This window comes from Enterococcus mundtii, assembly GCF_013394305.1.
Lineage (GTDB): Bacteria > Bacillota > Bacilli > Lactobacillales > Enterococcaceae > Enterococcus_B > Enterococcus_B pernyi.
This window is the reverse complement of record NZ_AP019810.1, coordinates 323,852-336,560: the sequence shown is the minus strand read 5'-3', so window position 1 is coordinate 336,560 and position 12,709 is coordinate 323,852. Positions and strand designations below refer to the sequence as shown.

The window sequence follows — 12,709 nt, the reverse complement described above, 5'->3', positions numbered from 1 at the left end:
GAGGAAACAGAAGAATGAGTAAAGAAATGTTGAACGCGTTAGATGCTTTAGAGGCTGAAAAAGGAATCTCAAAAGAAATCGTGATCGACGCTTTAGAAGCTGCGTTAGTTTCTGCATACAAACGCCATTATGGGCAAGCACAAAACGTAGAAGTAGAATTTGAACAAAAAAAAGGCAAGATCCATGTCTATGCAGTGAAAGAAGTCACTGAAGAAGTGATGGACTCACAATTAGAAGTATCTTTGAAAGACGCCTTGTTGATCAATCCTGCTTACGAGATCGGTGACAAGATCCGTTTTGAAGTCACACCAAAAGATTTCGGTCGTATCGCTGCCCAAACAGCGAAGCAAGTCATCTTGCAACGTGTACGTGAAGCAGAACGCACGATCATCTATAACGAATTCAGTGCTTATGAAAAAGACATTATGCAAGGGATCGTTGAACGTCAAGACAAACGTTATATCTATGTCAATTTAGGTAAAATCGAAGCGGTACTATCAAAACAAGACCAAATGCCAAATGAATTTTATCAACCACATGATCGTATCAAAGTATATGTATCACGTGTTGAGAATACATCAAAAGGCCCTCAAGTCTTTGTTAGCCGTAGTCATCCTGATCTTTTGCGTCGCTTGTTCGAACAAGAAGTACCAGAAGTTTATGATGGACTTGTTGAAATCGTCAGTGTGGCTAGAGAAGCAGGCGATCGTTCAAAAGTGGCTGTCCGCTCAACGGATCCGAATATCGATGCTGTCGGCACGTGTGTTGGTCCTAAAGGCCAACGTGTCCAAGCGATCGTGAATGAATTGAAGGGCGAAAACATGGATATCGTCGAGTGGGATGAAGATCCTGCGGTGTTCATTGCGAACGCATTGAATCCTTCACAAGTCGTGGATGTCATTTTTGACGAACAAAATCCAAAAGCTTGTACGGTCGTTGTACCGGATTATCAATTGTCATTGGCAATCGGTAAACGTGGACAAAATGCGCGTCTAGCAGCCAAATTGACGAACCACAAAATCGACATCAAATCAGAGTCAGACATGACTGAATTCTATGAGAAAAAAGCTCAGGCAGAAGCAGCAATCTCTGAAGAATTACACGATGAAGCAATCATCCAATCAGATTTGACAGATGATGAATATCAAACAATCGCATTTGAAGACGAAACAGCTGAAGTAACTGAACAAGAAGAAATTTAACTGCTAGTGAAGGAGGCAAAGAGATGAAACAAAGGAAGATCCCTTTACGCAAATCTGTGGTTTCAGGTGAAATGAAACCAAAAAAAGAGATGATTCGTGTCACACGTTCAAAAGAAGGTGTGGTATCGATCGATCCTACTGGAAAAATGCCTGGACGAGGAGCGTATGTCTCACTTGAGCCGGAGGAAGTACAACAAGCTTGGGATAAACATCTCTTGGATCGTGTACTTGAAGCTAAGCTAACAGATGAATTTTATCAAGAACTATTAGATTACGTCACTCACCAAAAAGCCCGAAAAGAGCTATTTGGCGAATGAATGGAATGAATCGGCAAAAAGCCATGAATCTTATTGGTCTAGCGATGCGTGCAGGGAAAATGATCACAGGTGAAGAATTGACGATCGGAGACATCCGTCGTCAAAAAGCCAAGATCGTTTTCGTCGCAAGTGATGCCAGTGAGAATACCAGAAAAAAAATCAAAGATAAGAGTTCGTACTACGAAGTTCCTTGCTTTGAGCTGTTTTCTGAGGAAGAAATCACGCAGATGATCGGTAAACCTCGGAAAGTGATAGGAATCACGGACACCGGCTTTGCAAAAAAGGTCAAGGAGCTAATTGAAGGTTAGGAAGGTGATTGCATGGGCAATAAACGAATTTATGAACTAGCGAAAGAATGGAACAAGTCTAGTAAAGAGGTCGTTGATAAAGCGCAGAAACTTGGAATCGATGTGAAAAATCACATGGGTGCGGTCAGCACACAAGATGAAAAGAAACTGCAACAAGCGTTCAACCAACCACAGCAGAAAAAGCAACCAGTACAAAAAGCAAACCAAAAACCAGCCGGACAACAGCCAAGTAACCAAAAGAAAACAAACGAACCATCGAACCAACAAAAAAATAAAAGTAACCGCAACTATCAAGATCGCGGTCAAGGGAGCGGTCAAGTGAATCAAGGAAAAAACCAATCAACAAATCAGAATAAGAGTAACCAGACAGGTGGAAACAATCAAAACCGTCAAGGATCTACTCAAAACAATAATCAAAATCGCCAAGGTAACAACCAAGGCAGCAACCAAAACCGTCAGGGAACTACCCAAGGAAACAGCCAAGGTAGCAACCAAAACCGCCAAGGCTCTACCCAAGGAAGCACTCAGGGCAGTAACCAAAACCGTCAAGGAGCAAACCAAGGCGGCGGCCAAAATAGAAACAATAATAACAATCGCGGCAAATTCAACAATAACAACCGCAATCGTTTCAACAAAAAAGGAAAAAAAGGCAAACAACAAACGTCAAACAAGCCAGCAGTTCCACCACGTAAATTCCGTGAGTTACCTGAAGTATTAGAGTATACAGAAGGTATGAATGTTGCAGATATCGCGAAGAAAATTCACCGCGAACCAGCAGAGATCATTAAAAAATTATTTATGCTAGGCGTGATGGTCAATCAAAACCAAGCATTAGATAAAGATACGATCGAATTGTTAGCAACAGACTACGGGATGGAACCACAAGAAAAAATCCAAGTAGATATTGCGGATATTGACAAATTCTTTGAAGCGGATGAAGTGAATCCAGAAAAATTAGTCTCACGTCCTCCAGTTGTTACGATCATGGGACACGTTGACCATGGTAAAACAACTTTACTCGATACCTTACGTCATTCTCGCGTAACAAGCGGAGAAGCCGGTGGTATCACACAGCATATCGGTGCGTATCAAATCGATATTGATGGCAAACCAATCACATTCTTGGATACACCAGGACATGCGGCCTTTACAAGTATGCGTGCGCGTGGTGCAAGTATCACTGATATCACGATTTTAGTTGTTGCCGCCGATGATGGCGTAATGCCACAGACTGTAGAAGCGATCAACCATGCGAAAGCAGCTGGTGTGCCAATCATCGTTGCAGTCAACAAAATCGATAAACCAGGTGCAAACCCACAACATGTGATGCAAGAATTAAGTGAATATGAATTGATTCCTGAAGCATGGGGTGGCGAAACGATTTTTGTAGAAATCTCAGCGAAATTCGGTCAAAACATCGAAGAACTATTAGAAATGATTCTTTTAGTCGCTGAAGTGGAAGACTTGAAAGCTGATCCAACACAACGTGCGATCGGTACAGTGATTGAAGCACGATTAGACAAAGGAAAAGGTCCTGTGACAACATTACTTGTTCAACAAGGTTCATTGAATGTTGGAGACCCAATCGTTGTCGGAAACACATATGGTCGTGTACGTGTAATGGTCAACGACTTAGGACGCCGTGAAAAAACAGCTGGACCAGCAACACCAGTTGAAATCACAGGATTGAATGATGTACCTCAAGCAGGCGATCGTTTTGTTGTCTTTGAAGATGAGAAAACAGCTCGTGCGGCGGGTGAAGAACGTGGCAAACGTGCGATGTTAGAACAACGTGCAGCAACTAGCCGTGTGACATTAGATAACTTGTTTGAAAGCTTAAAAGAAGGCGAATTAAAAGAAGTCAATGTCATCATCAAGGCTGATGTACAAGGTTCAGCAGAAGCACTAGCTGCTTCATTGAAGAAGATCGACGTTGAAGGCGTACGTGTCAAGATCGTCCATTCAGCTGTTGGAGCAATCAATGAAAGTGATGTAACGCTTGCTGCGGCAAGTAATGCGATCATCATTGGTTTCAATGTTCGTCCGACACCACAAGCGAAAATCCAAGCAGATACAGAAGAAGTGGATATCCGTCTTCACCGTATCATCTACAAAGCCATCGAAGAAATCGAAACAGCGATGAAAGGGATGCTAGATCCTGAATTTGAAGAGAAAATCACTGGTCAAATGACTGTCCGTGAAACCTTCAAAGTATCAAAAGTCGGAACGATCGCTGGTGCCTTTGTCACTGATGGTTACATTCGTCGTGATAGCGGCGTACGTGTCATTCGTGATGGCATCGTCATTTTCGAAGGACAATTAGCAAGCTTGAAACGCTTCAAAGACGATGTCAAAGAAGTGAAAATGGGCTTTGAATGTGGAGCAATGGTAGAGAAATTCAATGATCTTAAAGTAGACGATGTTATCGAAGGCTTTATCATGGAAGAAATCAAAGTCGACTAATTTAAAAAAAGGAGGCCGCTCATTATGGCTAACTATCGTGACCGCAGAGTCGGTCAAGAAATTTTAAAAGAAGTGAATGATATCTTACGCAAAAAGGTACGTGATCCACGTGTGGAAAACGTAACGATCACAGATGTGCATGTCACGGGTGATCTGCAACAAGCAACGATTTATTATAGCCTCTTATCTGACTTAGCCTCAGATAAGAAAAAAGCGCAAGAAGGGTTGAATAAAGCAAGTGGACTGATTCGTCGTGAATTAGGACATAACATGAGCATTTATAAAACACCTGAATTGACGTTTGAGCTAGACGAATCAGTTGTCTATGGTAATCATATCGATGAATTATTGCGTAATTTAAACAAAGACTAATGTTCTAGCGAGTTAAATCGTTCGTATCAATGGTCGAACAGGGAGGATACAATAACTGTATCCTCCCTGTTTTTTTTTTTTGTCTATTTTCATTCGACACTAGAGAGCCAAACAAAATACAACGAAAGAATCCAAAAATAAAAGGAGCCATTTTCGAATTTTTTCGTTGTATTCGTAGCAGATGATCATCGCTGAATTGTCCGCTTTTGGGGAAAACATGTTTCATCATAAAAGCAAAAGATAAGAATTGACTGATCAAAGAATCATCCGATCATCTACCAGATAACCATCCGTATAACCAATCAAAAGGTGCAAAGAAAAGATTTTCCATAGGTGCTCCCTCCTTTACAAAAAGAATACCACCTTTCTATTTACAACAGTGTGAACTTTTGTTACGTTTATGTTTCTAAAACAAAATAATCGTACATTTAAGGATCAATCCCGTCAGTTTTTGATCCGATGTGTTATAATAATTCAGTTAATACTTAAAAGAATGGAGAACAAAAGATGGAAGGCTTATTACCTTTATGGAAAGAACGCGGCATGACTAGCCACGATTGTGTATTCAAATTACGAAAAATTTTACATACAAAGAAAATCGGACATGGTGGGACATTAGATCCTGATGTAGATGGTGTTCTTCCAATTTGTATTGGTAAAGCCACTAAAGTCATTGAATATCTGACGGATTCGGGGAAGACCTACAAAGGAGAAATCACACTTGGCTACAGTACGACGACTGAAGACAAATCAGGTGAAATCGTTGAACAACGAGCTGTCACCGAAGCATTGACAGAGGAGCAAGTAGATGAAGCAATGGCTGCTTTTGTCGGTGAGATCACACAGATTCCTCCGATGTACTCGGCTGTGAAAGTCAATGGTCGACGTTTATATGAATATGCTCGAAATAATGAGACAGTGGAACGACCTGTTCGCAAGGCACAGATCTATCGTTTTGAACGAACAAGTGAAATCCTCTGGTCAAAAGAAGCAGGGACCGTTTCGTGGCGGTTTGAAGTCGAATGTGGCAAAGGTACCTATGTTCGGACGTTGGCTGTAGATACGGGGAGTAAGCTAGGCTATCCTGCGCATATGTCAGATTTGACGAGAACAGCGAGTGCCGGCATGGATGAATCCCAAGCAATTACTTTAGCTGAAGTAGTATCATATATGGAGAATGGTACGATCGAAGAGTATTTATTACCCATTGAAACGGGTGTAGCAAAGTTCAAACAGGTCGATATCGATGAAACAGTGTGGCAGAAAGTCAAGAATGGTATGCGCTTAGATTACCAAGTATTCGGTCTATCCGAGATGCCATCAGAAGAAATTGCCCTTTTTTATCAAGGAAAAGTAGTGAGTATCTACCAACCAAATCCAAAAGAAAAAAATAAGTTAAAACCAAGTAAAGTTTTAAGAAATGAGGTTTAATGTAAAAATGGAAATCATCAAAATCAGACACCCTTATCAAGTTTCTCAAATTCCGAAAGAAGACGTCGTATTGATCTTAGGTTTCTTTGACGGAGTTCATTTAGGACATCAGAAAGTGATTGAAACGGGGCGAGAAATTGCTCAAAGAGAGGGTCTGAAATTGGCATTGATGACATTTAATCAACATCCGTCAATCGTCTTTAAAAAAATCAATCCAAGTAACGTCAAATACTTGACTACGTTAGAACAAAAAGAAGAAAAAATGGCAGAACTTGGGATCGATTATCTTTACGAAATTGAATTTACTTCTGCATTTGCTCACTTAGCCCCTCAAGATTTCGTTGATCAATATATTGTAGGGCTAAATGCTAAGTATGCCGTTTCTGGCTTTGACTATACGTATGGTCCAAAAGAAATTGCGGATGTCCCTCATCTCCCAGGTTATGCAAAAGGTCGCTTTGAAGTAGTCACTGTACCAAAAGAGCAACAAGAAGGGGAAAAAATCAGTTCTTCACGGATTCGTCAAGACTTGGATGCTGGAGATGTCGCGAGTGTGGCCCATTTGCTAGGATATATTTATGAAATCGACGGTGTGGTCATCCACGGGGACGCACGTGGTCGCTTATTAGGATTTCCGACAGCCAATGTCAAAGTTAAAAGCACCGTTCATTTACCAAAAGTGGGGGTCTATGTTTGTGAAATCAAAATCGGTGAGACGTGGTACCCAGCGATGGGATCAATCGGACATAATGATACATTTGGCGATGGACGTGAATTGACAGTCGAACTGTATATTCTAGATTTTGATCAAGATATCTATGGTGAACATGTCTACATTCGTTGGCACGAGTTTATCCGAGATCAAGTGAAGTTTGATGGAGCAGAAGCTTTGATCGAGCAATTAAAAGCAGACGAACGAGTAACTGCTGATTTTTTTGAACATGTTGAATAAGCAAATGTAGTATTCGAGAATAAGGAAGAAGCCCAATCAGGATAACTGAAGGGCTTTCTTTTTTGGAAAGAATTTTTTAGTGCGTATGATTTGCTTTCACCTACACTGCGTAGTGTACACTGTCTTTATAGCTAATAACGAATGTTTTAAAATATCTGTTATTAATGTGATAAAAGAAAGGGTGTCTTCTATGTATAAAGAATTAGAACAGAAAGTAGCTATAGTGACTGGTGGGTCCAAAGGGATCGGTACAGCCATTTCTCAGCGTTTTGGAGAAGAGAAGATGAAAGTAGTTGTAAATTACCATTCGGATGCTGATGGAGCAGAAGAAGCAGTTAAAGCGATTGAAGAAGCTGGGGGTCAAGCATTAGCTGTCAAAGCGGATGTAGGAACAGAAGAAGGCGTGCAGACTTTGATTGATCAAGCGATAAAAGCCTATGGTCAGTTGGATGTTTGGGTCAACAATGCTGGCACTGAAAACCAAAAACCTACGCACGAATTAAGCTTGGAAGAATGGGAAACTGTGATGCAAGTCAACCTTACTGGCGTGTTTTTAGGAACAAAAGCCGCGATCAATTATTTCAAAAAACACAAAGTAAAAGGAAGTATTATCAATCTTTCCTCTGTCCATGAACAAATCCCATGGCCGACCTTCTCACATTATGCCGCTTCAAAGGGTGGGGTAAAACTATTCACTCAAAGTGTTGCGATGGAGTATGCGCCTGAAGGAATACGTATCAATAGTATCGGACCAGGAGCGATCAAAACACCGATTAATGCCGAAAAGTTTGATGATCCAGAGCAAAAAGCGACAACAGAAAGTATGATCCCGATGGAACGCATTGGAAAACCAAGTGAAGTCGCCGCTGCGGCTGCTTGGTTGGCTTCAGATGAATCAAGCTACGTTACAGGTATCACGTTGTTTGTAGACGGTGGTATGACGCTTTATCCTTCATTTCAAGGTGGGAAAGGGTAGGGATTGATTGATGGGAATCTTAATTGCATTAATACCAGCGATTGGCTGGGGAATCCAACCACTGGTTTTGAAAAAAATCGGTGGACGTCCCACCAATGAAATATTGGGTACAGGTATTGGGGCATTACTCGTTGGTCTAGTTGTTCAATTGTTCATGTCACCCGGTGGTATTTCGATTACTACATTTTTGATCAGTCTTTTATCTGGGGCGTTTTGGGTCATTGGCCAAATCGGACAATATACGACGTTCAATTTGATCGGCGTATCCAAAACAATGCCTATTTCCACTGCGATGCAGCTTGTTGGAACGTCACTCATTGGTGTTTTTGCTTTTGGCGAATGGTCAGGAACAACAGGGAAAGTGATTGGTGGAGTAGCGATCGTCTTGCTAGTGATTGGTTCTGCACTAACAGCAGTAACTGATAGGGGAAGTAAACAAGGTGGAATAACTAAAGGAATTTCGATTCTTGCTTCTACGAGTATTGGTTATTGGGTGTACAGTGCATTACCTAAATTAGTCAATGCAGATGGTGTAGCTATCTTCTTTCCACAAATGTTAGGTGTTTTCTTAGCCGCGGCTATTTACGTCGTCTTGAAGCAACCAAAAGCGTACGGAGATGGAAAAAGTTGGAAAGCGACGATCGTCGGAGTCATTTTTAGTTTAGCCGCATTTGCTTATATATTTTCAGCTAGTGCCAATGGAGTAGCTACTGCCTATATCATCACACAACTGAACGTAGTGATCTCAACATTAGGTGGTATGGTTATTTTGCACGAAAAGAAGAGCAAAAAAGAATTAAGATACACGTTGATCGGGTTAGCCTTGATTGTCGGGGGTAGTATGATTACTGTGCTGATTTAAAAAATAAAGCAATGTAAGACATCGACTAACAAAAATGTCTTACACTGCTTTATTTTGGTGCGGTCAATGAGATATCCGTTCGTTTTAAAACAGCTTCATTAAACCAAGTACCAAAACTTTGAACATAGTTAAAATTCCCGCTAATGATAAATTCCGCGCAGGTATCATCTAAGACATTATAAAAAAAGTAACGATCTTCTTTATTTGAATAAACATCTTGATGATAGCTGATCATACAATCTCTAAATTGGTGCAATGACTCCAACGTTTCGTACTGAAGGTAGAATTTTAGGACTACTGCACTATTTATTGGTTGGTCAGTTCCTACGAAGCTTGGTTTGTTTTTAAGAGAGAACTGTAGAAACTCTGACAGATTTTCTTCTGAGAATTTCCATTTTCCTCCAACCTTTATCCCCTGTAGTTTTCCCTCGCGTAGATAATTTCGTACAGAACGAGTAGTTACTCCTAGAATCTCTGCAACTTCATTGACTGAATAATAATTCTTCATCAGTTTTCCTTCCTCCGTTTTCTTGAATGATAGAAACAAATAACTAGTACCATTTACGAGTTAGGTAAATGATTTTTGCTATTATGATTTGCCTATCAATTATATAAATATAGCGTAAAATAATAAATAAATAGAGAAAAAATAAGGATATCTTTCAAATTATTATACTCAATATAAAGCATTAAAACCATAATTTTTGAAGATTATTGTTATGTTTTTAAACTTTTGCAAAATATCGATAAGGTAAATATCAAGTCTGTAAACAATCCGCCTAAACCTTTTCTAAAACATTCTCTAAAATTTGTGAGTGTTTCAATATAGGATAGCTAGTTACTTCTTAATTCAGTGTCTAAAATCCTGCAATCCATGAAAACAGTACGAATAAGCTGTTTAATAAAAATAAACTTATTCCTAACTTTTCCTAACAAAGATATTGACTTTTACATTAATCGCGTTATACTAATGTTAGGAAAAAAAATGAAATTTTTTCCTAAATACTAGAGAGGAGGACAGTGATAGTTAGCTCAAAGGATCTGTGAAGAGTCTCTAAGCACATTAAATGACCGTATACCAAAGTGAAGTCATGTAGTTGTTCTAGATGATTAGCAAATGGACCAAAGCTTACACCGTTCTTTTTTATGGTAGAAACGAAGTTAGTACACTAAAAAACTCCCCTTTTTTGTACAGACTAACTTTAGTTTCCTAAAAATCCCCATATTGTGAGGCAAATGATTTCGTCTATGATTTGCCTCACAATAATCAATTGTAAGTTAACGATGACCAAGATCAGATAAGAAGGATAAACCTTATCTATATAGTGAATCTTATGTGTATACATACCATTTTGAGATGAAAACTACTACTTATTCGCATTTGATTATTTTACGATGTAAAGTAAATGCAAGAATCGATCACCCGCCAAGAATAAAGGAACTCTTATCTTTGGAATAAGGAATAAGAACAAGTAATACGGTTAATGCTTTTGAAAAGGCAGTCCAAGTGAAGTAATATTCAGAACACCATCAATTTCGAAGAATTGCTGTTAAAAGAAGACAATCAATAGTAGAACTATTGGTTATGGAGTTATAGGAAAGGAAGAAAAAGAAATGAAGTTAAACAAAGCGATCGCTTATGAAAAATTAGGAAATACAATCTACTTGTCATCAGATGAGGGAATCTTTCTACTGGAGAATGAAGTAGCGACATATATCTTCGATCTTCTGACAAAGGAACAGACCATCAAAGAAATCAAATTAAAAGTAAAAGAAAAGTTTAGTCACGCGAATGAACTGACAAAAGAAGGAACAGATTTATTTATTGAAAATTTTTTAACTGATTTGTCGAAGCGATCGATTGTTTGTTAAATGAAAAGCACATTATCTAACTCTATGTTGGATCATTCAACATGAAACAGCTCTAATTGTTGCTACGAATAAAATATACATGTTACAGCTGGAGGTACAATAAGTTTAAAGCTGTTTTATTTTGAGTTATCGAACGTTAAAAATAGACTGCAAGTCACACTTGCGGTCTATTTTTTTGTTGAAGACAGATCCAAAGCCTGATTCGATGATCACCAATAAAAGAAATGTCTTTGTCTTTCTCGCTTTCTAGGTGTTGCCGTGAGACAAAAATATCATAATTTGTTCTGTCGCAATTGCTACTATTATTTTAGTATTCCTATACTTTTTTCTACCAATAAAAAAACCTCTATGCTATATTGGAATAAATATGGTATATTTTACTTAAATAGAAAACAGCGGAAAGATACTATGTTTATCCTATGGAAATCACAAAATTAAGTGACTTTTCGAAAACTTTTACGATTAAATGATACCGATTACATAGGGCTGCTATTTATTTGATCGGCATGAGAAATTACTACTGACTGAGGAAGATAGCTCTTGGAACTAACTTAGTATAGAAATTCAATGAAAGAATACAGTGAGGGGAAAAGAATATGGCGAAAAAAGTTGGGATTTTATCAATAGAAGGCTATGTAAAAGGGGGAGAGCGATTAGTGGAACAGCTTGTGCTTTCCATACCTGAACAAGAAATCGAATTATTCGCAATCAATTTTTCTGAAGAACAATATATCCAAACAAAGTTGGATCAAAATATAAATAATTGGCATTTATTTGATTGTTCCTATTTATGTTCAGAAACTAACCATGTAAACTATCAATTTATTCAATTGATCAAAGAGGCAAATTACGACTCCTTCGTATTATTAGGTGGGACTTCGAGTGTTGTATTTGCAAATGAGCTACGTAGCCATGGACTTTCAGTAATCACTGTACCAGTATCCAACTATCTTGATTATCCAAGTGGTGACTATACAGTAGGTTCAGATACATTTATCAACGGCGTAACAAAAGTGATTGATCGGATAGTCGATACTGGACATTCTCATCAAAAAGTAACGTTCATCCAAATTGACGATACCATCACAGGTAAAGTCACAAGAGAACTATCTTTGACAAATGAAATCGATGTTTGTATTGCTAATCAACTTGATTTAACGAATAATAAAAAATATCTTTTGAAACATATGAATAGCCATCCTATGCATTTTTTATTGAACCGTTCAGTTAGTTCAATCGATTCTTTTGTTGAAACGTTTTGTCCCACATTATCCGACTATAGAAGTATTGTTTTAGATAATTTAGCCATTGGACAGTCGATGATCACCGCGTTTGATCGAATTGCGGTAATTGAATTAGCGAATGTCATAACTGATTTACTTAACGACAGGCAATGTTTAGACGCTGAATTGTATTTCTCACATGGGAAGGTGTTGTTTGAACAAAGTCCTTATCATCAAAATGTGAAAAACAAGCGGTGGAGTAACTATTAGTAAGCAGATTGTTACAGGATAGAATGTCACGTTCCACGAAATAATTTTCGGTAATCCGGATCTGGCAAAAAGGTAACCCTTCAAATTATTTCTCGCAAGCAAATCAATAAAAAATTCTAACTCAAAGCAACACATGAGTTAGTTTTTTTTGTTATTGTCATTTAGTAAAAAAGATAAGATAAAAATTTTTATAAATTAATCTTTTATATTACGTTATATAATGTTATTATATTTGTGAAAAACAGTTATTTTATTTACTTTTATATAAACGGAAATAGTAAAATATTTCACTTATAAATCATTTTCTTTAGTAGAGTTTGGGCGAATATATACTATTTTGTTCATATTCATTCGAGTAATAAAACAACTGTTTTATATAAAAAAACAATTGTTATTCTAGGGGGAGAAATGAAAAAAATTAGTTATCGAAAAAAATATGAATGGATCGGATTAGGTTTGCA

12 protein-coding genes are annotated in these 12,709 nt (G+C 38.2%); 11 read left to right on the top strand and 1 reads right to left on the bottom strand.

Annotated elements, in window-relative coordinates; genetic code table 11:
* Window positions 1-14: 14 nt before the first annotated feature.
* The 9 genes from nusA (at window position 15) to HZ311_RS01560 (ending at window position 8,883) form a co-directional block, all read left to right on the top strand.
* The gene (nusA, locus tag HZ311_RS01600; RefSeq protein ID WP_010735194.1) at window positions 15-1,202 is read left to right on the top strand and encodes a transcription termination factor NusA; all 1,188 of its coding nucleotides are present in this window, start codon (window positions 15-17) and stop codon (window positions 1,200-1,202) included.
* A gap of 23 nt (window positions 1,203-1,225) precedes the next feature.
* Window positions 1,226-1,519 carry an RNase P modulator RnpM gene (gene rnpM / locus HZ311_RS01595; RefSeq protein WP_010735195.1) on the top strand — a complete coding sequence of 98 codons (294 nt, stop codon included), beginning with the start codon at window positions 1,226-1,228 and terminating at the stop codon, window positions 1,517-1,519.
* A complete protein-coding gene (locus HZ311_RS01590) occupies window positions 1,516-1,827 on the top strand; it encodes a YlxQ-related RNA-binding protein (RefSeq protein ID WP_010735196.1) in 312 nt (103 codons plus the stop codon). The genes rnpM and HZ311_RS01590 overlap by 4 nt, the downstream gene beginning before the upstream one ends.
* A 12-nt stretch (window positions 1,828-1,839) precedes the next feature.
* Window positions 1,840-4,290 (top strand): translation initiation factor IF-2, encoded by a 2,451-nt coding sequence (gene infB, locus HZ311_RS01585; protein ID WP_023519845.1) that lies wholly within the window; start codon window positions 1,840-1,842, stop codon window positions 4,288-4,290.
* Window positions 4,291-4,314: 24 nt separating this feature from the next.
* The gene (gene rbfA, locus HZ311_RS01580) at window positions 4,315-4,662 is read left to right on the top strand and encodes a 30S ribosome-binding factor RbfA (protein WP_010735198.1); all 348 of its coding nucleotides are present in this window, start codon (window positions 4,315-4,317) and stop codon (window positions 4,660-4,662) included.
* 507 nt (window positions 4,663-5,169) lie between these two features.
* A complete protein-coding gene (truB, locus tag HZ311_RS01575) occupies window positions 5,170-6,093 on the top strand; it encodes a tRNA pseudouridine(55) synthase TruB (protein WP_023519843.1) in 924 nt (307 codons plus the stop codon).
* A gap of 7 nt (window positions 6,094-6,100) precedes the next feature.
* The gene (gene ribF / locus HZ311_RS01570) at window positions 6,101-7,045 is read left to right on the top strand and encodes a riboflavin biosynthesis protein RibF (protein WP_062805094.1); all 945 of its coding nucleotides are present in this window, start codon (window positions 6,101-6,103) and stop codon (window positions 7,043-7,045) included.
* Between the two features lie 190 nt (window positions 7,046-7,235).
* On the top strand, window positions 7,236-8,021 hold the full coding sequence (locus tag HZ311_RS01565) for a glucose-1-dehydrogenase (RefSeq protein WP_010735201.1): 786 nt from the start codon (window positions 7,236-7,238) through the stop codon (window positions 8,019-8,021).
* Between the two features lie 10 nt (window positions 8,022-8,031).
* Window positions 8,032-8,883 carry a GRP family sugar transporter gene (locus tag HZ311_RS01560; protein ID WP_023519841.1) on the top strand — a complete coding sequence of 284 codons (852 nt, stop codon included), beginning with the start codon at window positions 8,032-8,034 and terminating at the stop codon, window positions 8,881-8,883.
* A gap of 49 nt (window positions 8,884-8,932) precedes the next feature.
* Here HZ311_RS01560 and HZ311_RS01555 read toward each other — a convergent pair whose 3' ends face one another.
* The gene (locus tag HZ311_RS01555) at window positions 8,933-9,391 is read right to left on the bottom strand and encodes a helix-turn-helix domain-containing protein (protein ID WP_023519840.1); all 459 of its coding nucleotides are present in this window, start codon (window positions 9,389-9,391) and stop codon (window positions 8,933-8,935) included.
* A gap of 1,106 nt (window positions 9,392-10,497) precedes the next feature.
* Between HZ311_RS01555 and HZ311_RS01550 the strand changes: the two genes are divergently transcribed.
* Both HZ311_RS01550 and HZ311_RS01545 read left to right on the top strand, forming a co-directional pair.
* Window positions 10,498-10,755, top strand: coding sequence for a hypothetical protein (locus HZ311_RS01550; protein WP_023519839.1), 258 nt, complete (start codon window positions 10,498-10,500; stop codon window positions 10,753-10,755).
* Window positions 10,756-11,351: 596 nt separating this feature from the next.
* A complete protein-coding gene (locus tag HZ311_RS01545; protein ID WP_023519838.1) occupies window positions 11,352-12,248 on the top strand; it encodes a 6-phosphofructokinase in 897 nt (298 codons plus the stop codon).
* Window positions 12,249-12,709 lie beyond the last annotated feature (461 nt).